The 26,425-nt window shown below is 58.7% G+C and carries 18 protein-coding genes; all 18 read right to left on the bottom strand.

The window, feature by feature from the left end:
- Window positions 1-23: 23 nt before the first annotated feature.
- Window positions 24-1,013 (bottom strand): DUF4340 domain-containing protein, encoded by a 990-nt coding sequence (locus tag L6439_RS06245; RefSeq protein ID WP_213468863.1) that lies wholly within the window; start codon window positions 1,011-1,013, stop codon window positions 24-26.
- Window positions 1,010-2,392 (bottom strand): GldG family protein, encoded by a 1,383-nt coding sequence (locus L6439_RS06240; protein WP_213468862.1) that lies wholly within the window; start codon window positions 2,390-2,392, stop codon window positions 1,010-1,012. Before L6439_RS06240 ends, L6439_RS06245 begins: the two co-directional genes overlap by 4 nt.
- Window positions 2,393-2,399: 7 nt before the next feature.
- Window positions 2,400-3,113 carry an ABC-2 transporter permease gene (locus L6439_RS06235; RefSeq protein ID WP_168179700.1) on the bottom strand — a complete coding sequence of 238 codons (714 nt, stop codon included), beginning with the start codon at window positions 3,111-3,113 and terminating at the stop codon, window positions 2,400-2,402.
- Window positions 3,106-4,176, bottom strand: coding sequence for an ABC transporter ATP-binding protein (locus tag L6439_RS06230; protein ID WP_213468861.1), 1,071 nt, complete (start codon window positions 4,174-4,176; stop codon window positions 3,106-3,108). The genes L6439_RS06235 and L6439_RS06230 overlap by 8 nt, the downstream gene beginning before the upstream one ends.
- A gap of 149 nt (window positions 4,177-4,325) precedes the next feature.
- On the bottom strand, window positions 4,326-5,843 hold the full coding sequence (locus L6439_RS06225; RefSeq protein WP_237096768.1) for a glycosyltransferase family 4 protein: 1,518 nt from the start codon (window positions 5,841-5,843) through the stop codon (window positions 4,326-4,328).
- Between the two features lie 90 nt (window positions 5,844-5,933).
- Window positions 5,934-7,031, bottom strand: a complete 1,098-nt coding sequence (locus tag L6439_RS06220) for a CgeB family protein (RefSeq protein ID WP_237096767.1) — start codon at window positions 7,029-7,031, stop codon at window positions 5,934-5,936.
- 259 nt (window positions 7,032-7,290) lie between these two features.
- Window positions 7,291-7,578 carry a hypothetical protein gene (locus L6439_RS06215; RefSeq protein ID WP_168179703.1) on the bottom strand — a complete coding sequence of 96 codons (288 nt, stop codon included), beginning with the start codon at window positions 7,576-7,578 and terminating at the stop codon, window positions 7,291-7,293.
- A 5-nt stretch (window positions 7,579-7,583) separates the two neighbouring features.
- Window positions 7,584-7,883: a hypothetical protein gene (locus L6439_RS06210; RefSeq protein WP_213468860.1), complete on the bottom strand. Its 300-nt coding sequence runs from the start codon at window positions 7,881-7,883 to the stop codon at window positions 7,584-7,586.
- 6 nt (window positions 7,884-7,889) lie between these two features.
- Window positions 7,890-8,228, bottom strand: a complete 339-nt coding sequence (locus L6439_RS06205; RefSeq protein ID WP_213468859.1) for an alpha-helical endospore appendage domain-containing protein — start codon at window positions 8,226-8,228, stop codon at window positions 7,890-7,892.
- 20 nt (window positions 8,229-8,248) lie between these two features.
- A complete protein-coding gene (locus L6439_RS06200) occupies window positions 8,249-8,536 on the bottom strand; it encodes a nucleoside-diphosphate sugar epimerase (RefSeq protein WP_168179706.1) in 288 nt (95 codons plus the stop codon).
- 160 nt (window positions 8,537-8,696) lie between these two features.
- Window positions 8,697-10,073 carry a glycosyltransferase family 2 protein gene (locus L6439_RS06195; RefSeq protein WP_168179707.1) on the bottom strand — a complete coding sequence of 459 codons (1,377 nt, stop codon included), beginning with the start codon at window positions 10,071-10,073 and terminating at the stop codon, window positions 8,697-8,699.
- Window positions 10,074-10,097: 24 nt separating this feature from the next.
- Complete coding sequence (locus L6439_RS06190; protein ID WP_237096766.1) at window positions 10,098-11,144, bottom strand: GT-D fold domain-containing protein; 1,047 nt, start codon at window positions 11,142-11,144, stop codon at window positions 10,098-10,100.
- Window positions 11,145-11,222: 78 nt separating this feature from the next.
- Complete coding sequence (gene rfbB / locus L6439_RS06185; protein ID WP_168179708.1) at window positions 11,223-12,215, bottom strand: dTDP-glucose 4,6-dehydratase; 993 nt, start codon at window positions 12,213-12,215, stop codon at window positions 11,223-11,225.
- The gene (locus L6439_RS06180) at window positions 12,212-12,943 is read right to left on the bottom strand and encodes a sugar phosphate nucleotidyltransferase (protein WP_168179709.1); all 732 of its coding nucleotides are present in this window, start codon (window positions 12,941-12,943) and stop codon (window positions 12,212-12,214) included. The genes rfbB and L6439_RS06180 overlap by 4 nt, the downstream gene beginning before the upstream one ends.
- A 118-nt stretch (window positions 12,944-13,061) precedes the next feature.
- The gene (locus L6439_RS06175; RefSeq protein ID WP_168179710.1) at window positions 13,062-14,240 is read right to left on the bottom strand and encodes a glycosyltransferase family 2 protein; all 1,179 of its coding nucleotides are present in this window, start codon (window positions 14,238-14,240) and stop codon (window positions 13,062-13,064) included.
- 4 nt (window positions 14,241-14,244) lie between these two features.
- Window positions 14,245-15,054 (bottom strand): glycosyltransferase family 2 protein, encoded by an 810-nt coding sequence (locus tag L6439_RS06170; RefSeq protein WP_237096765.1) that lies wholly within the window; start codon window positions 15,052-15,054, stop codon window positions 14,245-14,247.
- A 194-nt stretch (window positions 15,055-15,248) separates the two neighbouring features.
- Window positions 15,249-25,046 (bottom strand): WIAG-tail domain, encoded by a 9,798-nt coding sequence (locus L6439_RS06165; RefSeq protein ID WP_237096764.1) that lies wholly within the window; start codon window positions 25,044-25,046, stop codon window positions 15,249-15,251.
- 140 nt (window positions 25,047-25,186) lie between these two features.
- Window positions 25,187-26,335 (bottom strand): glycosyltransferase family 4 protein, encoded by a 1,149-nt coding sequence (locus L6439_RS06160; RefSeq protein WP_213468857.1) that lies wholly within the window; start codon window positions 26,333-26,335, stop codon window positions 25,187-25,189.
- Window positions 26,336-26,425: the final 90 nt, after the last annotated feature.

Genomic DNA, 26,425 nt, shown 5'->3' with positions numbered 1-26,425 from the left:
GAACGGCAGCCGTGTCTGATTTTTTACTTCTGAGCGGATTCAGATTCTTCGCGCTTCTCCACATCCTGCCACGTCTGAACCGCTTCCTGGAAGGATGACTCCTCGACCGGATAGGCCCATCCTTCGCCATCCGGGATGATCCACATATGCTCCTCCTTCATATACCCGCCATATCGCTTCGTGACCGCTTTTTCTTGCGCCTCTCCCGGGTCAACGGCTTCCGGCTGCAGGGTAATCGTGAGCGTCCAATCCGGCTTTGCCCCGGATCCCGTCAGGGCATCGGCGCGTTCCGGCTCGCGATCTGTGTTCAGGAAACGGAAGGCATTGAGAAGCGAGGTTGCTTTTTCTTGCGTTAACTTCTCGCCATTCAAGCTCCAATTCTCCCCTTCATCTGCCGAAGAATCCTTTTTGGTGTCTCTTCTCAGATCGAAGGTCTGCCCGTCCCCTGTCCACTTGAATTCCCGGACTTCCTCCAGTGCGAATGTCAACGGTTCTTTCCGGGAGAAATCAAAGAGAGAGCGCTTCAGGCCCGACAACTCGGATTCGGCTACTTGAAAGACTGTCTTTGCTCCAGCGATCCGGGCGTAGACCGTTCCGGGAACCGGGGTGTTCCCTCCGACCTCAATCCGGCGGACATTCCCTCCTTCTGAAATGGAGTAGACGGCAGCGGGATGATCCAGGCCGTATTTCGCCAAGTCTTCGGCATCCTCTTCCACCACGGCTTGCCCCGTTACCCCGGTAAACGTCGAAATCCAATCGGCCGCCGCATAAGAGCTTACCGGATAATCCTCGTTCCCCTGCACCTTCCAATCTTCCTTTACCTTAACCAGCTTCAGCTTTTTCCCGCCGGCATCCAATTCAATGGCGTTCACTTGTTCCGCCTCCGCCTTCACGAGGACAGGCGCAGATTCCGCTTCCTTGCCGGTCTCGAGAAAAAAATGATTCGACGATGCATACCAATACAGTATGCCGAAAACAATAACCAGCAGAGCAGCCGGCATCAGCTTTTTCATGACGCATGTCTCCTTCTCCACCACAGTCCCGCTCCAATCAGGAGCAGCACGGCCGGGAATCCGATCACGGTCACCCATAAAATCGTTTTACCTTGAGCCGGCGTCAAATACGCTAGCTGGTAGGCGGCCTTTTCGCGGGGCCGAATCGTAACCTGATCCTGATTCTCCTCGAGCCAGTGAATACTGTTCAGCGCGAAGTCCCGGTTGCCCTGGGTATAAATATAAGCATCCGCCATATAGCTCGAACCGCCGATGACAACAGCTTTTGGCTGCCCGTCCTTCGACTTGACGACCGCCCCGAGTGTCAGCGGACCCGGGATATCCTTGTCGTCCCGTTCGCTTCCTTCTTGGACCAAGCGCGGGATATCCGTTTCTCCATAGGCCTTGTCAGTCGTGTGCAATATTTCTCGCGCCTCGAACGCATCGTTCTCTCCGATCTTGAGCGGAATGCTTAACGACAAGGTCATCATCATGCGGTACTGGATAAGCTTCTCTGTCATTTCATGCTCGTTATAATCCGGCATGATCGTGAACGGATCATACAGCAAGCCTTCGGACGGCTCGACAGCGACCGAGTTCGTGCTTTCTACGCCGAGCGACTTCAGCAGCCGATGAATATTCGGCCATTCCGTGGCCATCTTTTCATCGAAGCCAAGCGCAATGTACAGCTTTCCTGTCCCTTCTACATACTTCTGGAGGAGTTCCGCTTCCTTATCGCTCACATCCTGCTTCATGCCGACTAGCATCACGAGATCGGCATCCTCCGGCACGCTGCCCTTCTGCAGCAGGTTCAGCTCCTCAAGCTCCACATTATCCTCCTGCAAGCTGGTTCGCAGCACATTCATTTGCGCCATCGTCATTTCCTGATGCCCGCTTAGAACGTAAGCCTTTGTTTTTTTGTCAGAGGCAAGGCTTCGCAGCGCCTGCGTCATTTTTTCCTCGCCGCTGAATTGATAAGAATACCCCTGTCCGGCTTGGAACATTTCAAATAAGCCAACTGTTTTGCGCTGGCTTCCCTGCTCGAATACAATCGAGCTTGCCGTCAGCTTATACTGCTCCGCCAGCGAAGGCTCCTTCAACAGATCATACCGCTTGAACGAAATATGGCGGTTGCGCTTGGCATATTCCTCCGCCATGTCCGCAACCTCGCGAACCAGCACTTCATCATCGTTCGGGGTGGTGAACAGCTTGATCGCGATCGGCTTCTCGACGGAAGCCAGCGCCGAGAGCGTCTGCTCCGACAGCGTGAAGGATTTGTTCTTCGTCACGTCCCACTGCCATCCCGGGAAGGACTGGAATATATAAGTAAGCAGTACGAAAATTCCTATTACCGCGGCCGAGATAATTGCCGCATTTCCACGACGCAGCCATGTTTTCATCTTCATGTTACCTCCACCGCTTTCTGTCCAACACTTGAATGCTCAGCACGAGGAATACGGCCGACAGCGTCAAGAAAAAGAGAATGTCAGCCCCGTTGATTACGCCTTTCATGAACGACTCCAATCGCAGATTCATGGCGAATGGCGCAAGCCAGCTTCCCCATTCCGGAGAGGTGGATGCGGGCATATCGAGCAGCCAGAAGGCTAGCAGCATGACTACGCCCGCAATCGCCGCCACCATCTGGTGCTGGGACAGAGTCGAGGCGAACAAGCCGACGGCAGCCATCGTTGCGCTGAGCAGCAGCATCCCGAGAACCGAAGTAAGCAGCACCGGCCAATCCAGGGGGCCGAAAAAGGACATGATAAGCGGGTACAGCAGACTAAGACAGACGAGCAGCACCATGACGACGAGAGCCGCCGCATATTTGCCAAGCACAATATGGCTCAACCGGGCCGGCGAGGTGAATAGCAGCTCATCCGTGCCTTGGCGGAATTCGTCCGCCAGCAAGCGCATCGTCAACAGCGGTATAACGAACACATACATGAAGACCGCGTTGCCCGAGACAAGCCGGAAATCAATGATGCTGGGCTGGAACATGACGAAATTCAAATAAAACATCATGCTGGAAATAAGCACATAGACGGCAAACGCCACATAAGAGGCCGGCGAGGTAAAATAAGCTTGCAGCTCCTTCCGGTAGATCGCTCGAAATCTACGCATCCTGCTGCACCTCCTCCTCGGTCGTAAGCCGAATAAACACGTCCTCCAAGCTGGTGGCGTCGCGCCTCATCTCGAGAATCGGAAATCCCGCCTTCGCAAGCGCGAAAAAAATAGACTCCCGCGCATCCGCCTGTTCGATCGGGGTGACCCGAAGCGCGACGATCGGGAGGCCGGAATCCGGCTCCTCCGCCGCAGCTATGCTCCCGGATTGCACGCCGGGGCCGGGTCCAGGCTCGACGCTGCCATTCGCTTGCGTCTCCTCCGTTGTGTTCCCGCCGGCAGGCTCTTTATCCTCTCGAAGGACATCAACAGACGCGACCTCCGGAAGGGCTGTCAAAATTGAAATGATGTCAGACTCTTGGCCCTTTACCTCCAACTGCAGCGATGACGCTTGTCCCATCACCGCACCCAGCCGATCCTGCCGTTCGTCCAGCACAAGACGGCCCTGATGGATGATGAGAACCCGATTGCACAACGTATTCACCTCAGGCAAAATATGAGTGCTGAGCAGAACGGTATGCTGCTCTCCCAATTCACGGATCAGCTCGCGTATCTCAATAATCTGATTTGGATCGAGTCCGGACGTCGGCTCGTCCAGCACGAGCAGATCGGGCTTGTGGATAATGGCTTGCGCCAAGCCCAGCCGCTGCTTGTACCCTTTGGACAAGCTGCGAATCATCTGCTTTTCTCTTCCGCGCAGCCCCAGCTTGTCCAGCATTTCCGCGATGCGCTGCCTCTGCTCCCTTGCAGGTACCCCTCGCAGATCCGCGATAAAGGATAAATACGCCTTTACCGACATGTCGGGATAGAGGGGCGGGGTTTCGGGCAAATAGCCGATTTTGCTTCTCGCCCGAGCCCCGTGCTCCGCCATCGTCAAGCCGCCGATCGAGATGCTTCCGCGAGTCGGGTTCAAGTACCCGGTAATCATGCGCATCGTCGTCGTCTTGCCTGCCCCGTTGGGCCCCAGGAAGCCGACAATCTCGCCTTGCTCGATGGCGAACTGAAGATTCTCCACGCCCCGGCGTTCGTCATACCATTTGCTGACGTTGTTCACTTCTAACATCGTAGACCTCCCGTTTCCTTTGCGATAGCGGCGCACCGCCCGGGGCGGCGCGCCACAGTCTGTCTTCCCGATCATAAGCCGGCATTTCTAAAACAAGATTAAACGGAAATGAAACGAAACTTAAAAAAATATGTCTATTTTGTGAACGTTTATCGTTTTCTTCTCATCCTATTTCCCCGGCGGAGCCGGAAGTTTCTGTTCCGTCCGCGGGCTCCCATCCTTCCCAGCCAATGGCGGCTGCGAAGGCGCCGCTTCGTCCTCCCCCCTGCGCGCGGATGCGGGCGGCGGGTTAAGGGCATCCCCCGAATATCGTCGGGCGACCCAGCGGAAGGAACGATATCGTGCAGGATCTCCGCGGGAATCCGCCGTGCCTGGGAGAGCAGCGGTCCATGCTCCGGCATGCCGGGAGACACGCGCCGGAATGTCCCGCTATCCGGATCCGCGATGAACACATCGGGAGTGTCCCCCTGCAGGACCCGGTATTTGTCCCGATGGTGCAGCACATGGCTAACCAGCAGCTTCTTCAATCGCTCGCGGAATACGGCATGACCGTACACGCGAACCGCGTTCTTTCTGTTGCGGATTCCCGCCATTTTCCATGCCGAAGGGCTGCGGGTCATCTCAAGGACGGCCCAGGTCAACCGCGCCTCATTCCCGGTCTCAATCGAATAAGCGAAATTCCCCGTTGCCGCTTGAATTTCGGCTAAGCCGCCCGACGCGTATGAGAGCACCGCTTTGCCGAATATCATCCCTTCCAGAGCCGTCAACCCGAACCCTTCCGGCAGCAAGCTGGGCACTACGACAATATCCATCGCCGGGTATACATGCTCCACCGACGGCTCGAACCGGATGAACCGGAAGCGGCCGGCGTAGGGAGATTTTGCAATCATGCCGAGGCAGGCTTCATAGTAACCGTGATCGGCGGGTTCTCCGAGGATGATGAAGCGGGCAGATGGCCGCTGAGCCGCCACTTTCAGCGCCATCCGGACAAAGTGGTCCAGCCCCTTTTCCGGATAGATGGCAGCCGATATATATCCGATCAACACATGTCGGGGGGATATCCTCAATCCTCTTCTTTTGCCGCGGCGGAAGCGGGACCAGGAGCGGGGCTGAAGGGCATTCGGGCGCCAGGATGGAGGCAGCAGATAGAGCGGGGTGTCTACCGCCCACGGGCGAATCGGTTGAAGCGTCGTCTCCGACGTGCCGATAATGCCGTCCGCATGCGAGCTGATAAGTCCAGCCGCCAGAGCGGTATGCGGATTGTCGGCGATGGTCTCATTGATGACCCACAGAGCGGGAATCCCCAGGGATGTGGCTGCCGCGGCCGGAAGCGGGTGGACCGCCGTATTCGTCAAGACAAGGTCGGGCTTCATTTGCTCCAGCAGGTTGACGACAGCCCCGAATTCGGGAGCCCGCTTCCAACGCTCCAACTCCTCCCGCAGATCGGGTTCCGGCCGGAGGAGAGAGTACATAAGCGGGCAGGGCAAAATCTCGCTGCGAATGCCGACAGCCCGGGCAAGAGCGGATAATCGGCCTTCCTGGGGCACAATCATCATGCATTCATACCAGGCGCTTAATTCTTGAGCGAGAAAAAGCAGATGCTTCTCCGCTCCGGTAATATAATCTTGGTTGCATAGATGCGAAAATAACATCATCGTCGGTTTCATTGCGCGGCCCGTTCTCCTAAAGATACGGATGCCTTCACCTCCAGAGCAATGGAATGGCACAGGATGAGATCGCCCTGCGATTATACCGCTCTAACCGAAAATGGTGGTCAGCACCTGGTTCAAGCGGTGAGCATACGTATGATCGCGCATCGTCCGGGCCAAAGCGCGGAGCGCAATGTCTCGCCGCTCTTGCTCGTGACTTAAATAGTAGTCTATCTTGGCAAGCATCTCTTGCGGAGAAGAATAGGTCTCTATTTCTTGGCCCGGAGTATAGAATTTGGAGACATCCGATCGCACGTCGGTAAGCTGCAGCGTAGCGCAGGCGCAAATTTCGAATGTGCGCGGATTCGGGGAAGCCGCCGAAATATTGATCCGGTTTTGGTTTACTGTTTCGTCGTCATGTCTGCGGTGCATATTAATCACAATTTTGCTTCCGTTGTACGTGTCTGACGTCTCGTAAGGATCCATCCAGCGATTGAGTTCGATCTGGCGGGCGTATTGTGGATATCGGGGCATCCGATCCCACCATAAGCCGGACAGAACCAAGCCTCGCTTCATCAGTTCAGGCAAAATCGGCTCTAACATCCCAATTCGGCTCCAATAAGCGGAACCGATGAAGCTGATCTCCCTCCGCACCTTCGCGGGGCTGCGAAGGGGCCGGAACTGGCCGGGATAGACGCCAAACGGCAAAAAGTACACGTTCGCCCCAATCGACCGGTAATAGTCGACGCTATTCGCTTCCAAAGTGAAAACATAATCATAATGAGTCACAATGGAGCTCATCACATCGGTATAGTAGGGATCATCCGTAATCCATAGGGCCGTCCGGATCCCAAGCTCCCGCACGGCATCGACTTGCTCTACCGGAAGCTCCATGCCGTCCAGGGCAAAAACCAGATCGGGCCGCTGCTGCCCGGCCACGGCGGCAACGCCATCCCGGGGGCCGCATACGGACACTTGGCTGACCAGCTCTTGCCATGTGTTACGCATGCCTTCATCCATCGGGGCATAAGGGTATCCTTTGCCGGTTGTCACATAGCAGACATGGAGCGGCCGCATCGGTATCGGCTCCCTCGGGATCTTCATGATGACATCCGCCCGCCCGCGTAAATAGCCTTCCTGGAATCCATCATTGAACCCTGCGATGCGTCCTCGATGACGGGCGTTGCCTCGGATTTTATGATTCATATGAATTCGGGCCTGCTGCCTGCGTGAGCGTGATGTACGCATGAAATCGCTCCTTTTACATTCGTTTCTCGCCGGAATGCTGCGATACGATAGACACGGTCTCGCAGATGCTTCATCGATGGTCTGGCATCCATTCATCATATGCCGCTCCGGCAGCTGCATCATGGACGGCTATCCATCCAGGGGCAAAAAGGGCTCCGGACAAACAAAAACAGCCAGCGGCTGCCGTTCGCGGCAATCATCTGACTGTTCATACGCCTTATCCGGTCTGTTCGGAATAGGCCAACTGGTGGCCGTCCTCGAATCCTTTGGCAAAACCGGCATCGAACCCCGATTGATAAGATTCGTCATAGCCCCGCTTGTAGGATAGAGGGGATCCTCTTCTCCTCCTCCGGCGGACGATCCGCTGCCCGCGTTTCCGCAGCTTGCGGGAACGACGGGAGGAACGCCGGCCCAATCCCGTGCGCCCCTCTCCTTTTCGGGCGCGAATGGGTCCGCTGCGCGCTGTCTTGCGCCCTAATTTCCGTGTGCGTGATCGCTTTTTCAATAGATTCACCCTCCTGTACTCCTCGGGTCAAGTACGGCTCCATCGAAGTGAGCTGGATTGAACCAGGGCGTTGCAGGAGTTCCGGTTGTCTTGTGACGGGAACGCCAGCCGGTGATCATCCCGCATAACGCCAGCTGATAATTCGACAGCAGCCGGATATCCTCTTTGATTCCTTTGACGGAGCCTTCCGCATGCTCGGTCACATCCGCAAGGTTCTCCAGCATCCGGGCCAGGGCGGATTGGCTGCGGACGATGGCCTGAATCATTTCCAGCTTAACTTTATCCTCCTGCGATCTATGCATCATGACCGTCTATCTCCCCAAATCAAATTCTCCGCTGAAAGATCCGTCCGAGATCCCGTCTCCCATCGAACCCGAGTCCCCGCGATCAAGAACGGCTTTCATATTCCGGGCGAGACTGAGCTGGATTTTGGTCAATCCGTCGAGGACCTCTACGATTTGATCATGGATCTCCAACGGATCGCTGATTTGCTCTTTATGGGTGACAAAAGCAGACTCCGTCAAATGATTCAACATCCAATTTCGCGTCTTTTCTGCCTCCACCGCTTTAGCTTCCAAAATCATAGCGACATTCCACTGCATCTTGGCTATGGCATCCAATATAAGATGATAGGAGCGCTCTCTGCTCAACCGGACTCCCCCCTATCGATTCATTCTTCGCCAGCGTCGTTCAATTCTTTGATCACCTGTTCGAGCTGCTCGGCCAGCGCCTCTTCCAATTCCGCGATTCCGTTCAGGTAGGCGACGAGATTTTTCGTTAGTGCGGCGGATTGGACCTTCAGTCCGCTCAGACCGGCAAAGTCGGGATTGACGTCCGGCAGGGCGTGAATGATCTGCGCCATCCGCACCGCCACCTGACGTTCCGCATCCAGAACGCGGGCCATGTGCTGATGCGTATGGGACATATGAATAATAATTTCGTCCACAACGTTCTCCATGCTTTTTCCTCCCTGGCAACAAAACGGATCGCGTACAAGTGCTAACTTCGCTTCCTTGTCTTAACATATGCGGTCCACAGGCGAGTGTATACGGGCCACTCGCCCAAAACTGCCCTAAGCCCAGCCTTTTGTGGACCGGGCTTCATCGGACCGTCGCTGCTTACAAATGAAATGAAGCGATGACCGGCGCCGGGATAATCGGAAGCCCCGCTATCAGTTCGCGTCTCTCTTTATCCGTCCGCTGCTGCACCCGGTTCTCCAGCTGCCATCTTCGAAGGGCATGCTCGCTGATGATCTCTCGGTACTCTGCCCCTTGACGCTGGTACCATTTTCCCCCTTCCGTCGTGAAAACGGCCCCGTCCGCAATAGCCCCGTCCGGCTCGGATTGCCGGTTCCACTTATCCCTGGCAACTCCCGCATCCATGGCCGGCCCTGTCGGCCAGCCTCGCAAATCAATTTGCGAGACAGTTACGATCGGGACGCCGATATGGCCGACAAGCGGATATTTGGTGCCGTGCTCGACCCAATAGACCGTATCTGTCAACCCTGTAACCGCGACATGCGTCGGGTAGAAATCATGACAGCGGCCAAGGCCGGGGTCCCTGTTCGCTTCTCTCGCACGCTGAACCAGGTTGAAGGAATTTCCCCATTTCGCACGAAAAAAGGCAGCGTTTTTATCATTGATCGCGATAAACTGGTCCCCAAGCTCCCTCATCGTTACGCTCCCGTAATGATGGATGAACGTATCCCGCGCAATCACGAGCTTGCGTCCGTTAAGACGCACCCGAAGCACATAATCTTCATCTTCGAAATTGCCGATCTCGAAGCCTTCGTCGAAATAGCCGGTCGTCTCGAACAGCTCCCGGCGGAATACGAGACAAAACCCGACAATCCGATCCGTTCCTTGCCATTTCCCCGCACTCGTCACATTATGGGCCGCTGCGAACGAATACATCTCCTCAATATCGCGATAAGGAACTTCAATCTGCTGATCGCCGCTGATGAAATTGGTTACCGGCCCGACCATTCCGATCTTGTCATCGCTTTGGAGGCAGTTGAGAAGGTTGGTGAGCCAATTCGGGGTCACCAGAATATCGTTGTTCAAGATGCAGATCGTCCCCCCCTTCGCCATCATCAGCCCCGTATTGACCGCTCCGGAGAATCCGCGGTTATCCTCGTGGATATGGAAGCGAAGCTTCCCGGTATTCCGGAGGAGATAGGCGGCGGTGCCGTCCGTCGAAGCGTTGTCGACGACGATGATTTCATAGGGGGGCGTCGTATGAGCCTCAATGCTGTCAATACATTTCTCTAACAGTTCGGCCTTGTTATACGTCGGGATGATGATGCTTGTGCCGTCAAAGGGAACTCCGTATTGAGCCTGACCGGCCCGCAATCCTTCCGCATAGCCGCAGGCATACCCCCGCTCGTACCGTTGCTGTCCGCTCCGTCCGGTTGCAGCCCGCATGAAAGATGCGGGGACGCGCCGCTTGCCTGCGGGCACACGGGGAATAATACGGTGGGAACGCACTGGTGGCATCTCGGCGCACCTCCTTCATTTAAGTTAGGATAAATGCATAGTGCCATTTATGATGAGATTCGCCAAATGTCCGAAATCAATAGCGACCTTGCCGAACTGCTCGGCTAGGCGTTGAACCAGGATGACTGCAGGAATGCCTGCGGCGGCGACGGCCAAATCATATTCATGCTTCGCGGCCTCCTGCAGAACATCAGGAATATCATTCATGCCTTTGACCGGGGCGATCGTGCCGGCGATGACCGCCCCTTTGCCAGCAAGAGCCGCGGCAAGCGAAGGGGCCGTATTGCCGATGACGAGCACGCGCCGGCCTTGGATGAGCCGGGACAGATAACCTTCTTCGGCCAATGAATAGTTAATGGTGGAGAGAGTAAACTGGCGTGGCGCGATCTGGATGCCGTACGCTTGAAACACGGGGGAAAGCAGCCCCCGGAAGTTCGCCTCGGGGGCCACCGGCACGCCGATGATCGATGCTGCGCTCACTGCCGCCGCCAGTTGATCCCGGTGGACATAATCCGGAATATTCATGCCCGAATATTCGAGGAATGTCCCCTCTCTCCGCACTAATTCCGCGCTCAGCACCGTACCGTGCGCCAATGCCAGCAGTTCGCCGTCTCCCAGCCGTACCAGCGAGCAAGGTCTCCGTTCCTCCAAAGCCGTCTCCAATGCATGGAACACGTCGGCCGTCCCCATCAGCGGCTTCAACAAATGGCGGACCTGCTCGACTCCCAGAGAGATAACGTCTTCGACCGTCAAATCGGGAAGCAGGGTCATCCCGGGAAGCATCCGGGCGAGGATGCGCTCCCCTCCCTCATACTTGCCTTTGCGGAACCCGTCTTCATAACTGAGCCGACATTCGGTCTCCAGGTCAGGCTGCGTCTCCGGCGAGCCGCCGACGGCCGGGGCAGGAGCCAGCCGATGCTTGCGCTTAATCTGCCGAGCCGGCCGCTTGCCGAAGGGCTGCCCCCGCTTGCGATACAGATGCAAGGCTCTGCGGTACAGGGGTCCCTTACGGCTAGCCCGCACCTTCCTCATACGGAAAACGCGCCAGCGGCGAACCGTCATTTTTGCCATTCGTGTCTCCTCCCTTCCTGGGCTTCATCTGTATGGCGAATGGGACAGCGAGCCGGCTTCGGTGAAGGAATGAGATACCTACCTTCCTTGCAAATACGCTCCGGAGAGTACGCGTTCCCACCATGCGCGATTGTTTATATACCAGGCAACGGTCTGCTTCATTCCGTCGGCCAAGCCTACGCTCGGACTCCAGCCGAGCTCGCGTTCGGTCTTGCGAGGATCGATCGCATACCGCAGATCATGCCCCGGGCGATCGGAGACGAAGGCAATTAGCGATTCCGGCTTGCCCAACTCGTTCAGCACCATCCGCACAACCTCCAGATTGGTGCGCTCCTGGTGGCCGCCGATATTATAGACCTCGCCCGGCTGCCCATGCTTCAAGGCCGCGTCGATGGCTGCGCAATGATCATCGACATACAGCCAATCTCGCACATGAGAACCGTCCCCGTATACGGGAATCGGCCGATCTTGAATCGCTTGCGTGATTATCGTAGGGATGAGCTTCTCCGGAAACTGCCGGGGACCGTAATTATTGGAGCAGCGGGTAATAATGACAGGCATGCCATATGTGCGGGCATAGGAGCGTGCCAGCATATCCGAGCCGGCCTTGCTGGCGGAATAGGGGCTGTTCGGCAGGAGCGGGGAGTCTTCCGTAAATAAGCCGGTCGATCCTAACGTCCCGTACACTTCGTCGGTCGACACGTGAATAAAACGTGAAACGGGATGGCGCCGGGCCGATTCCAGCAATCGGAACGTGCCCAGCACATTCGTGCGGACGAAGGATTCCGGATCGGCAATGCTGCGGTCCACATGGGATTCAGCCGCAAAATGCACGATCGCGTCGAAGGCCCCCTCCTCCATAATCTGTTCGACAGCCGCCGCATCTGTGATATCGGCCCGTATGAAGCGGTAGGCTCCGCGATCGGCAATATGCTGCAAATTATCCGGATTGCCGGCATAAGTAAGTGCATCCAGATTCGTAATGTGGATTTCCGGATGCCGGGCCAGCATATAGAGAATGAAATTACTGCCGATGAACCCCATGCCTCCGGTTACGAGAAGCCGCTTCATAACTCGACCTCCTTCAACTCTTGAGCTGCTTCATGCAGCGACTCGAACGTGCCGGCATCCGTCCACCACGATCGAAGGACATCATACTGCAGCATGCCGGCGGCCGCGTACCGGTTGTTGACATCCGTAATCTCCAATTCTCCGCGCTCCGATGGCGCAATCGCCTCAATATGCTGAAAGACATCGGTATCATACATGTAAATGCCCGTGACGCAATACGATGATGGCGGCTCTTCGGGCTTTTCTTCAATGCGGACGATTCGCTTCGGATCGGCGCTGTCGAAGACAGGCACTCCATAACGATGGGGGTCAGGCACTTCCCGGAGCAACACGCGCGCTTCGCCGGGCCCCTGTTCGGCGAATGCCGCTGCATACGGAGCCAGATCATCGCGGAACAAATTATCGCCGAGCAGCACGACGAATTTCTCGCCTGGTGCAATATACGGCTTCGCCAGCGAGAGTGCTTGGGCGATGCCGCCCGCCTCCTCCTGGATGGCGAAGGTAAGATGAACGCCGCTCGACTGCCCGCTTCCATAATAGTCTGTAAACAAGGACGCCGACATTTTCCCGATGATCATAATAATATCCGTAATGCCCGCCGCACGCAGACGTTCGATGCCATAGCTGACCATCGGATGCCGGCCTACCGGCAGCAGATGCTTATTCATGAGCTTCGTCAACGGATATAGACGAGTGCCTGTGCCTCCCGCCAAAATAATTCCTTTCACTCGGTTTCCTCCTTATCGCAAAGTTGGGAAAGCCTCCGCACTCTCAGCGGTACGGCTTACAGATTGTCTTCCAATAACGGAAAGGGGTGGTGCGCAGCTCCGGGGCGGAGGATGGACATCATCCTCGGTTCCTCCTCTCGGCAATTTGCTCGCGTTGGTGCGTTTCGCTGAAAAATGACGCATTTTCCTCCCACAAGGAATAAAACGCCTCCACATGATCCCCGATGATAAGCTCCGCAACCGGATTTGACGCGCCTACATTCGTGCGGCGTATCCGATTCCTCCCGATTACATCGACCGCGTGCACCGCTTCAATCCGCAGGCCCCGCACCAAGGCAAGCGTCTGGAATTTGGGAGGAACGATCAAATTTTGCACGCCTACGGTATCCAGGGCCCGGCGAGTAATGGCATGCGGCACAGCGGTCAGCGAGTTGGCATGCAAGTCTGCACGGCCCAGACTGCGATTCAGCCACTCCTTGCAGTACGTAATTCCGTCCCGGCTGTAGAAAGGGCCCAGGAACGGACTGATGTCGTTCAGAGCCACATCGATGCCATTGTCGCATGCCCATATAAAAGCGCCCAATTCTTCCGCGGCTATCGGGATATCGGCATCCACGAACAACAAAATCTCCGCATGAGACAGACTCGCTCCGACAGCGCGGCCCACATCATGCCCGAGCGCTTCCGGGTAGTGAATGATGCAGGCATCCTCCGAAGCTTGCTGAACCATCTGCAAGCTGCCGTCCGAGGATCCGTTCACCACGACGATGGTGCGGGACAACGGCAGACGCCCGAGCTCCTTCAGCACTCCTGCGATGCTGTCTTCTTCATTTTGGGCGCATACGATGGCATCGATCGGCCTTGTGGTCGGAATGAGGACCGCTTCCCTCCCGTTCTGATATTTTCCTGTCGTAAATCCAACCCTGAACACTTTCGCCAACTCCCTGACTTCCGCGTAGGTTAAAGGAGCTACACGGTATGGCGCAAGGAACTCGGTGAACCGGCTCTGCATGAAGCGGACGAGGTCCTTATGGGCATCCTGACCCCCCAATGCGGCATACTCGTCGCCGTGCCTCCTTCCCGCATCCTGGGCAGCATGCAGCCATTCAACTCTTGCCTTGGGCTCAGGCAGTTGCTTATGTCCGCGTGTCGAGAACCGATGTCGTCTTATTATTCGGCCCGCCGGAAGCCGGCGGGAGCCTTTTCTTCTTCCCCGAATCGGCCGGCGGCGGCGCGCCGAATGGCGCAGTCCCCGGATAACGTTCCTTGTTCTTCGGAAGGATCGCTTCCTTCTCATGGCATCATGTCACCCGCTCCCGTTGTCTGGTCAAATCCGAGTGGCCGCCCCGGGGGCCCCGCTGTTCCATCAGCCAGAGAATGGCCTGCAAATGATCTTGGCAAATCAGCGATTCCAGCGGATCCCTGCGCAGCCCCCGCACGCGTATCCGGTTCATGCGGCCAACGTTAACCGTATGGACCGCGTGGACATTCAGCCCGCATACAACGGCCATCGTATGCGCAAGCGGCGGAACGGACAGCGCGTCGGCACCGATCAGGTCAAGGGCCCGTCGGCTCAACGCATGCGGAACGGCTGTCAAGGAAGCTCCCCCCAGATCCTGACGGGACAGCATGGCATTCAGTGCGTGCTTTGCCAGGACAACTCCATGCACATCATGCTTTCGGACAGGCCCCTGATACTTATTGAGAGCAACGTCGGCGCCGTTGTTCACCGCATGAACGAACGGGCGCAGTTCCGCCGCAGGCAGCACCATATCGCCGTCGATGAACAGCAGAATGCGTCCCGCCGCAGCTTGGGCTCCAGCGGATCTCCCCTTATCGTGGCCGAGCGGAATGGCGTAGCGAAGAACGCGGGCTCCCATCTCTTCCGCGATCCGGTCTGAACCGTCCGTCGTTCCGTTCGCGACGACGATGACCTCTGTGGCCGGATGTACTTGTGCCGCCCGTTCAATGACACGGGCCAGTGTCCGCCGTTCATTCAACACCGGGATGATGACCGACACAAAGGGATCAGGAGCGTTATGGATTCGATATCGACGTACCGGGCGGCGGGTACGCGTTCGCGCAGAACGATATCTTTTGGAATGGGCCATTGGACGTCTCCCTCCCGGGCAAATTGCACATGTATTTACATCCCATTGTATGAGGCTTAGTCCAGAGTGCAACGGCACATGTGCACATTCGGCCAGCTTCCTTTCATAACCCGGCGGATTTCCCCGGGTGTCGCAAAAAAGCCGCCAGTTGCCAACTGGCGGCTTCCTTGCTTCCCTGGCGTACCGGCGGCAAGCTAGCCGATAGCAATCCAGGATACACAGCCGAACGGCTGTGACTGCGGGTCTTTGCGGTGTATCTCAAGAACCGCGCTGTGCGTTGCTTGCGATTTGAGCACGGCATGGCATTCCGGGTGATTGGTCATCGCGACAAGAACATATTGATTATTCGGGAACGGCTCGTCGAAGGCAATCCGGACGTCTACCCGATCTGTCTCCCCCTGAAGCAGAAATGCACTCATCCCGAATTGCTGCAACGCTCCGCTGCGCGGCATCGAAGTGCGGACGGGAACGAAGGAACAGCTCTCCGGCGTAACCGATCCGGGCTGGAGTGCGATCGAATCCAAGACTCCCTCTTCCAAATGCTCGGCCCGGATGCTCCCCGCTGCGAGATGCTGGCCGGTCACTTCGCCTTCGGCGATATGACGGCCCGTGACTTCGCCTGTACCGATATGCTGGCCCGTTACCTCGCCTTCTCCGATATGACGGCCGATGACTTCCCCTGCGCCGATATGATGGCCCGCTACCTCGCCTTCTCCGATATGACGGCCCGTGACTTCGCCTGCTCCGATATGCTGTCCCGTTACCTCGCCTTCGCCGAGATGACGGCCCGTGACTTCGCCTGCTCCGATATGCTGGCCCGTTACCTCGCCTTCGCCGAGATGACGGCCCGTGACTTCGCCTGCTCCGATATGCTGGCCCGTTACCTCGCCTTCGCCGAGATGACGGCCCGTGACTTCGCCTGCTCCGATATGGCGGCCCGTTACCTCGCCTTCGCCGAGATGACGGCCCGTGACTTCGCCTGCTCCGATATGGCGGCCGGCTACCTCGCCCTCGGCAATATGAAGGCCTCTGACTTCACCCGCTCGGAGATGCTGCCCGCCAATTTCGCCTTTGGCAATATGGCGGGCAGTCACTTCCTCTGACCCGATATGCTGGCCGGTCACTTCGCCTTCTCCGATATGGCGGCTCGTGATTTCGCCTGCCCCGATATGCTGGCCCGTTACCTCGCCTTCTCCGATATGGCGGCCCGTGACTTCGCCTGTACCGATATGCTGGCCCGTTACCTCGCCTTCTCCGATATGGCGGCCCGTGACTTCGCCTGTACCGATATGGCGGCTCGTGATTTCGCCCGCCCCGATATGCTGGCCCGTTACCTCGCCTTCTCCGATATGGCGGCCCGTGACTTCGCCTGTACCGATATGCTGGCCCGTTACCTCGCCTTCTCCGATATGGCGGCCCGTGACTTCGCCTGTACCGATATGCTGGCCCGTTACCTCGCCTTCTCCGATATGGCGGCTCATGACTTCGCCTGTACCGATATGGAACCTCGTTATTTCGCCCCCACCAATATGAGCACCGGCTATTTCTGCTTCGGCAATATGCACGCCTTTTACTTCACCGGAACCAATATGACGGCCTGCTACCTCGCCCTCGGCAATATGAAGGCCCGTGACTTCACCCGCACCGAGATGATGGGAAGCAACCGCACCTTCGCCGAGATGGTGGCCCGTGACTTCACCCGCTCGGAGATGCTGACCGCCGATCACGCCTTTGGCAATATGGCGAGCAGTCACTTCCTCCGAACCGATATGACGGCCGATCACTTCGCCCGTTCCGATATGATGACCCGCCACTTCGCCTTCGGCAATATGACGGCCCGTGATTTCGCCTGAGCCGAGATGATGGCCCATAATCTCGCATTCGGCGATATGGCGGCCCGTAATCTCTGCCTCACCGAGATGCTGGCCCGTTACCTCTCCCTCCGCGATATGACGGCCCGTTACTTCGCCTGTGCCGATATGGCGACCGGTGACCTCGCCTTCGCCGATATGGAAGCTCGTTATTTCGCCCCCACCAATATGAGCACCGGCTACTTCTCCTGGGGCAATATGCACGCCTTTCACTTCACCGGAACCAATATGGCGACCGGCCACCTCGCCTTCGCCAATATGACGGCCCGTGATTTCGCCTGCTCCGATATGATGACCGGCTACTTCACCTTCAGCGATATGGCGGCCCGTGATTTCGCCTGCTCCGATATGATGACCGGCTACTTCCCCTTCACCGATATGACGGCCCGTGATTTCACCTGTTCCGAGCTGAGCGGCTATTTCCCCTTCGGCGATATGGCGGCCCGTGATTTCGCCCGTTCCGATATGATGACCGGCTATTTCACCTTCAGCGATATGGCGGCCCGTGATTTCGCCTGTACCGATATGATGACCGGCTACTTCCCCTTCACCGATATGACGGCCCGTGATTTCGCCCGTTCCGATATGATGAACGGCTATTTCACCTTCAGCGATATGGCGGCCCGTGATTTCGCCTGCTCCGATATGATGACCGGCTATTTCACCTTCAGCGATATGGCGGCCCGTGATTTCGCCTGTTCCGATATGATGACCGGCTATTTCACCTTCGGCGATATGACGGCCCGTGATTTCGCCTGCTCCGAGCTGAGCGGCTACTTCCCCTTCGGCGATATGACGGCCCGTGATTTCGCCTGCTCCGATATGATAACCGGCTATTTTCCCTACGGCGATATGGCGGCTCGTGATTTCGCCCGTTCCGATATGATGACCCGCTACCTCGCTCTCGGCAATATGATGGCCCGTGATTTCGCCTGCCCCGATATGCTGGCCCGTCACTTCGCCCTCGCCGATATGGCGGCCCGCTATTGTGCCCGCTTCGATATGCTGGCCCGTCACTTCGCCCTCCGCGATATGGCAGCCCGAGATTGCGCCCGCTCCGATATGCTGGCCCCTCACTTCGCCCTCGCCGATATGGCGGCCCGCTATTGCGCCCGCTCCGATATGCTGGCCCGTTACCTCGTCCTCGGCGATGTGGCGGCCCGCGATTTCGCCTGCCCCGATATGCTGGCCCCTCACTTCGCCCTCGCCGATATGGCGGCCCGCGATTTCGCCTGCTTCGATATGCTGGCCCGTCACTTCACCCTCCGCGATATGGCAGCCCGAGATTGCGCCCGCTCCGATATGCTGGCCCCTCACTTCGCCCTCGCCGATATGGCGGCCCGCTATTGCGCCCGCTCCGATATGCTGGCCCGTTACCTCGTCCTCGGCGATGTGGCGGCCCGCTATTGCGCCTGCTCCGATATGCTGGCCCGTGACTTCGCCCTCGCCGATATGGCGGCCCGCGATTTCGCCTGCTCCGATATGCTGGCCCGTCACTTCGCCCTCGCCGATATGGCGGCCCTCTATTGCGCCTGCTCCGATATGCTGGCCTGTTACCTCGTCCTCGGCAATGTGGCGGCCCGCGATTTCGCCTGCTCCGATATGCTGGCCCGTTACCTCGTCCTCGGCGATGTGGCGGCCCGCGATTTCGCCTGCTCCGATATGATGGCCCGTCACTTCGCCCTCGCCGATATGGCGGCCCTCTATTGCGCCCGCTCCGATATGATGGCCCCTCACTTCGCCCTCGCCGATATGGCGACCCGCGATTGCGCCCGCTCCGATATGCTGGCCCGTTACCTCGTCCTCGGCAATGTGGCGGCCCGCGATTGCGCCTGCTCCGATATGCTGGCCCGTGACTTCGCCCTCGGCGATGTGGCGACCCGCGATTGCGCCCGCTTCGATATGCTGGCCCCTCACTTCACTCTCGGCGATGTGGCGACCCGCGATTGCGCCTGCTCCGATATGCTGGCCCGTCACTTCGCCCTCGCCGATATGGCGGCCCGCGATTGCGCCTGCTTCGATATGCTGGCCCGTCACTTCCCCCTCGCCGATATGGCGGCCCGCGATTGCGCCTGCTCCGATATGCTGGCCCGTCACTTCGCCCTCGCCGATATGCCGGCCCGCGATTGCGCCTGCTTCGATATGCTGGCCCGTCACTTCCCCCTCGCCGATATGGCGGCCCGCGATTGCGCCTGCTCCGATATGCCGGCCCGCGATTGCGCCTGCTCCGATATGCTGGCCCGTTACCTCGTCCTCGGCGATATGGCGGCCCGCGATTGCGCCCGCTTCGATATGCTGGCCCGTCACTTCGCCCTCGCCGATATGACGGCCCATGACTTCGCCTGCCCCGATATGATGGCCCGCTACCTCGCCCTCCGCGATATGGCCCCCGGTAATTTCACCCGCCCGGATATGCTGGCCCGTTACCTCGCCCTCCGCGATATGGCGGCCCGCGATTTCGCCTGCTCCGATATGCAGGCCCGTGACTTCGCCCTCGCCGATATGACGGCCCGTGATTTCGCCCGTTCCGATATGGCGGCCGGCTATTCCAACCTCGGCGATATGACGGCCGGTGACTTCACCGGTTCCGATATGATGGCCCGCCACCTCGCCCTCGCCGATATGGCGGCCTTTTACTTCTCCGGCCCCGATATGCTCCCCGGCGATTTCGCCCTTGCCGATATGATAACCCGCGACTTCGCCTTCCGCGATATGACGGTCTGTGATTTCGCCTGCTCCGATATGCCATCCGGATACCTCGCCCTCGGCGATATGGCGGCCCGTGACTTCGCCCGCTCCGATATGACGGCTCGATATCGTGCCCTCGGCGATATGGCTGCCTATCACTTCGCCCGCTCCGATGTGGCGGCTCGCTACTTCCCCCTCGGCGATATGACGGCCGACGACCTCGCCTGCTCCAATATGCTCGGCGGATACCTCGCCATCCGCGATATGGCGGCCGGTGACTTCGCCGGCTCCGATATGATGGCCCGCTACCTCGCCCTCGCCGATATGGCCGCCTCTCACTTCGCCCTCGGCAATATGGCGGCGGGTTACCCCGCCCTCGGCGATATGATGGGCCGCGACTTCGCCCGCTCCAATATGATGGCCTCCTACCTCGCCTTCGGCGATATGACTGCCCGTGACTTCGCCCGCTCCGATATGCCGGCCCGTTACCTCGCCCTCGCCGATATGACGGCCCGTGACTTCCTCTGTTCCGATATGATGACCGGTGACTTCGCCTTCAACGATATGGCGGCCGGTGATTTCGCCGGCTCCGATATGATGGCCCGCTACCTCGCCTTCGGCGATATGGCGGCCGGTGATTTCGCCCGCCCCGATATGATGGCCCGCTACCTCGGCCTCGCCGATATGGCTGCCTCTCACTTCGCCCGCTCCGATGTGGCCGCTCGCTACTTCGCCCTCGGCGATATGACGGCCTTTTACTTCTCCGGCCCCGATATGCTCCCCGGCAACTTGACCTTCCGCAATATGACGGCCGGTGACTTCGCCCGTTCCGATATGGCGGCCGGCTACTTCTCCTTCGGCAATATGGCGGCCGGTGACTTCCCCTGCGCCGATATGCGAGCCCGACACTTCGCCTTCCGCGATATGACGGCCGGTGACTTCATCCGCTCCGATATGATGACCGGCCACTTCGCCCTCCGCGATATGACGGCCGGTCACCTCGCCTGCGCCGATGTGCGAACCTGACACCTCGCCCTCGGCAATATGGCGGCCGGTGACTTCCCCCGCGCCGATATGCGAACCCGACACCTCGCCTTCGGCAATATGGCGGCTCTTGACTTCGCCCGAGCCAATATGCCAACCGGCCACTTCGCCCTTGGCGATGTGATGGCCTGTTACGACGCCTGCCCCGATATGCTGGCCCGCTACTTGGCCCTCGGCAATATGGTGCGCCGTGACTTCGCCTGCGGCCAGATGACTGCCAACGACCGCTCCGTTCGCAATATGCTCGGACTTGACGGCCCCGGTACCGATATGCTCACTGTCGACCGCTTGCCGGCCGATATGACGCCCCTCCACCGCCGCTTCCTCCAAATGCGAGGAATTGATCACTTGCTCCTGCAAATGCGAGGAATTAATCGCTTGCTCCTGCAAATGGATTGAGCCGACACTCTGATGAGCCAGCTTCTCTGCCGTTACGGCCCCGGAATGCAACATTTCCGTCTCGATAGATCCTTCCGGAATGACAAAGGCCTCTGCCTGCTGCGGCGTGGCCGCCGTGGTTAACAGCTCCGCGACCTCTTCATTCAGATGCGACAGGCCAACCGCTCCGTCTGCCAATTGCTCGCTGCCGATCGCATCGGTCTGAATATGGACGCTGCCGATAGCGCCAGCCTGCACATGAGACGAATGAACCGCGCCGGCCGCCAGCTCCGTGCTGCCAATGGCTTCCGGCTGCACATGCTCTCGCGCGACGCTGCCCCAATCCAGCTTGCCGCTCGTCACGCAGCCGTCGCTCAGGCTTCGTTCCGTCACGGCACCGTCCTGAAGCATATCCGCCCGGATGCTTGCCGCCTGCAGATGCTGTTCTCCGATGGTCTGCTCCCGCAAATGATGCGGAAGCACGGCCCCTTCGCTTAAGTGAGCCGACACTATCAAGGCGGGCTGGAGATGATGGCTGTCAATCAATCCCGGCTGCAAATGGCGTCCGGCGATCGTTGCCTGGCGAATATGATCCCCCGTAATCGCGTCCTTCTGCAGATGCTCCGCTTGAATCGATCCGGAGGCGACATGATGGCTTCGCACCGCGCTTGCCGATAGATGGCCGCTGCCGACTGCGCCTTCCGCCAACGCCTCGCCGTTGACCGAATCCGACGCGAGATGCTCGCCCGATACCGAGCTGGCGGCGAGATGCTCCGAACGGATCACTTGCACCGCAATATGGCGGGAGTGAACCGCATCATCGGCCAGATGGTGAGCTTGGATGGCGGCATCCGTTACATGTCCGCCCGCCACCGACCGGGGTTGAAGCTTGCTTCCGGCCAGACTGCCTTCCGGGATGATGTCGCTGGTGAGCACATCGGCGCCCAAATGCGCCATCGTAATCGTCCCTTTGCGCAGGTGGTAACCCTGAATCGATTCCGGCTGGACATGCTTGCCGGATATCGCTTCCAGCGCCACATGCTTCTCCGTGATAGACTGGGGAGCGATGCTGACCGAAGTTACGCTGTCCTCCTGCAGCATCCCTGCTGAGATGGATTTCGGCTGAAGTTGATCCTCGCCGACAGAGTGGGACGCCAGATGGACGGAACGAATTGCCCCTTCCCGCACGTGATGAGAGCTGATTGAGCCAGGGGCCAGCTTCAGCCCGGTGACGGCTTCCTCTACCAAATGATCGGTATCTACGCTTGCCGCTTGAAGATTCCGGGCCGCGACGCTGTCCTCTGCCAATTTATCTCCTGTAACGGCCGCATCCGCGAGATGATCGGACCCGATGCTCCCTTCAGCGATATGGTTGCCCTGAATGGCCCCCTCGGCCACGTGTTCGCTGCCTACGCTGGCGGCATCAAGCTGAACCGACCCTATGCTGCCGGGAAGGATATGCTCGGCGCTAATCGCCCCCTCTTGGATTGCCGCCCCCGAGACCGACTCGAGCTGCAGTTGATCCGCCCCTACCGAATTGGGAGCGAGATGTTGAGCCTCCACGCTCGCCTCGGACAGGGCATCGGACGTCACGGCTCCGGAAGCGAGATGTGCAGATGTCACACTGTTCTCTGCCAGTTTGTCTGCGGTTACGCTTCCGTTCGTCAGCTTGGCGGTCGTGATGGACAAGTCGCTAAGTTTGTCGGTCGATACGCTCTCCGGAGACAATTTCAAAGAGGTAATAATATGGTCGGCCAGATGATGGGAATAGATCACTCCCGTCCCGATATGGCGCTCGCAGACGGCATTTACCGACAGCTTCTCGCTTGTGACCGCCTCCGGAGCCAGCTCGGTAGATTGGATGGACTGCGGATAGATATGTCCCGACCGAACCGCTCCAGCGGCAATATGCTCCTCCTGGACCGCTTGCGGGCCGATAGCATCGGGTCCGACCGCTCCCTCCGCCAGATGATGCTGCTGCACGCTCCCATAGGCGAGCTTCTCCGGCGTGACGCTGGCAGCCGCCAGTTTCCTCGCTATGACCGCTCCATCCGCCAGTTGATCGGATGAGACGGCCGCCGGAGCCAGCTTGGCGGCAGTCACCGCCTCCTCCCCAAGATGCCGGCTCTCGATCGCCTGTTCGGCTACATGCCGGCCTTCCACCGCCTCGTAAGCAAGATGAGCGCCGTGAACCGCTTCCGCCATGATATGGATACCATTTACGGCACCGGGCGCAATGTGTGTTTCATTGACGGCCTCCTGAGCGATGTGAAGCGACTCGACCGACTCGGGAGCCAGGTGCTGTCCATCGACCGATTGCTTGGCGAGGTGACGGGAACGGACCGCTTCATCTGCCAGCTTCGTTGAGAGCACGCTTTGATCCGCCAGCTTGGAAGAGGTGACCGCGTGCTCGACAAGCTTCATCGTGCTGACAGACTGATCCGCCAGCTTGGCGGTAGTAATGAGCCTATCGGCCAGATGGCGGCTGCTGATCTGTCCAGGGCCTATATGCCCCTCGCGAACGCTGTCTTCGGCCAGATGACGGGAGTGCACCGCCTCGTCGGCGAGCGGCTCGCTCGTGACGCTCTTCGCTTCCAGCATCGCTCCGGAGAGCGTGCCGGGCGCGATATGAGTGCTGTCGATCTGTCCGGGACCGATATGGCGGCCCTCTACCGCCTGCTGGCCGATAGCGCGGCCTTCAATGGCCCCCTCGCTGAAATGGCGGGCATCGATGCAGCCCGGCGCCAGTTTGTCGCCGGTAATCGCTCCGGCGCGGAGCTTCGAGTTCGTAACCGATTCGGGCGCCAGCTTGGAGGCGTCAACCGATTCGTTCGCCAGATTTTCCGTGCGGATGGCACCGCTGCGGATTTTCTCCGCGGTAATGGCTTGATCCTGAATGAGGTTCCCCGAAATAAGCAGCTCGCTCAAATGCTTCGCCTGGATCGAGCCTTCCGCGATTTTGGATGAATCGATCGTTTTGTCCGCCAGCTTCTCGGAAGTGATGCTGCCGTCCTTAATTTTCTCCCCTGTAACCGAACGATCGCGAAGCTTTCCGCCAGAGACGGCATTGCGGATTAAATGCTCCCCCGCAATCGAGTTGGGTGCTATTTTGGAGCCGGTGACCGCCTCCTCGGCGATCTTCAAGGATGTAACGGCATAGTCCATCAGCACGTCGGTCCCAATGCTCTCGCGACGCAGCTTCGATCCGCTGATCGAATAGGCGGCCAGCTTCTCCTCCGTCACCGCTTCATCCGCGATATCATCGGTATAAATAAAGGCGGTTGAACGCGCCGAACTCCGCTTCTCGGCCAGCAGCTTCTCCTTCGCCTTGCGGGTATCGGCGGCACTCGCTTCCGGCTGAGCGGCCGGGGGTGAGGCCGGGGCGGCCGGGGCGGCCGGTTCTTCTGTCTCCGGCCGTGCGGCGGCATCGCGCGCCGCAGGCCCAAGCGGCAATGTTCCCGGCATGCTGAATGCCGACGTGTAGGTCGGATGATCTTCCTTGCTGTCCTTGCGCGATGGCCGTTCCTCTTCGCCCGGCCGGGATCGTTCCGTACCGGCATACCGCTTCGCGACGCGCTCAGTGCGACGGCCGCTCCCCGCCTGACGGGATAGCGGTCTTCCCGGCGGGGTCGGCTCGCCTGTCCCTTCGGGTTCTTCCGGTTCAGCCGCTGCGGGGGTATTCTCGGGAAGCAGCCGTTCCGCTTCAGCCTCTGCCGCCTCCGTCTGCGCTGCCTGTTCTTCCTCGGCCCCGTCGGCGGAACGGTCCCGCTCGGATACAGCCGTGACCGGCGGCAGCGAAATCTCTTGCTCCGGCTCTACGGCTTCCAAGGCAGCCAACGCGTTCACGCTTGCCCTCTTGGAATCGTCCAGCGGCTTATTCGTTGAACTGAGACGGTCCAGCAGCGATAACTCTGACTGGTTCGGATTGTCTACAAAGTATAGCGGCTTTCTGGACGCTTTCTTTAATGGCTTCTGTCCCTTGGTTGTCCGCTTTTCATTTTTCCTTTTCATGTGCTCTCTCCTTTCCGTTCTATGCCCAACATATAGAGCATCATATGCGGCATAGGCCCATATCGTCACTCGCCTATATGGAGAGGATGAGATGTCAAGGAGCAGACAATATCCGCACCGGTTCCAAGGCAGGGCTTGCCTCAGCCGAAGCGATCAATGAAGCCGGCCCAGCGCTCCGCCGTCTGCTCCCAGGTGAACGTGCTGCGCACATGCCGGTCAGCGGCCTCTCCCATCCGCCGCAGCGCTTCCCGATCCCGCAGCAGCCGGAGGAAGGCGGACGCCAGCCGCACAGGAAGGCGGTGCGGGGTAACGAGCAGCCCGGTCTCTCGGTCGCGGACGATTTCCTGAATCCCCCCTACCCGGGACGCCACGACCGGGACTCCTGAAGCCATCGCCTCCAGATTGACCAGGCCGAATGCTTCCCGGCGCAGCGACGGGACGGCAAGCAGGTCGGCCATCGCGTACCAAGCCGGAATATCTTCATGCGGGACATAAGGCACCATCCGGATATGATGAGGGTACTTGCGCGCGAACCGTTCCAGGCGGCGGACATACGCCGTCTTCCAATTCAATCCGTAAGACACGCCTCCGACAATGACGAACAGCGCCCGAGGATGCTCGCTGACGACCCGCGGCACTGCCTGCAGCAGTTCCCAGACGCCTTTTTGGGGAATAAGGCGGCCGACATACAGGACAATGTCCCGCTCTTCCCATCCGCGCGCCCTTTTCTCTTTCGTATAGCGTTGGATCCCTTCTTCGGTCCAGCGTGAAGGGAAGCGTCCGACGTCCACGCCGAGCATATTGATGGCCGTTTTTTCGAGACAGCCCGGACATGCCTTACTCACCTGCCTTTCCAAATAGCCGCTGTTCACAAATATCTGATCGGCGGCAGACAGCGCCCTCCGAAGCCCGGCTGGCGAGATTGCCTGTCTGTGCATGAAGGTGGTGGAATGAAGCTGAAGCCAGATGCGCGCCTTCGGAAAATGCCGCTTCACGATCGGAATATAGCGGGGCCGGTTCTCGATCTGGATAATATCGGGCTGGAACCGAGCCATGCACCGCAATGCTTCAAACACATACAATCGCAAGGAAACCGGTCCGACCCGTTCGACCTTGACGCCGCGCACCCATTCCGACTCGGATTGCCCCGGCCATCTCCGGCCGTACACGCGAATGTCCGCGCGGGACGAGGCGTGTCCGGTTACATTTTCGACGACTCGCTCCACCGAGCTGCTGGAACCTGACGGATAAGGGTAGGATCCCGGCGTTAAGATTGCAACCTTGGGCATAAGCTATCTCCTTTCTGAGTTCGTTGCCGGTCATGCCGGCTTACGGCAGGACAGGTCTGCCAGCCCCGCCGGTCAAGCTGGAGCCGTAAT

The organism is Paenibacillus dendritiformis, from assembly GCF_021654795.1.
Lineage (GTDB): Bacteria > Bacillota > Bacilli > Paenibacillales > Paenibacillaceae > Paenibacillus_B.
This window is presented reverse-complemented; position numbering and strand designations above follow the sequence as displayed.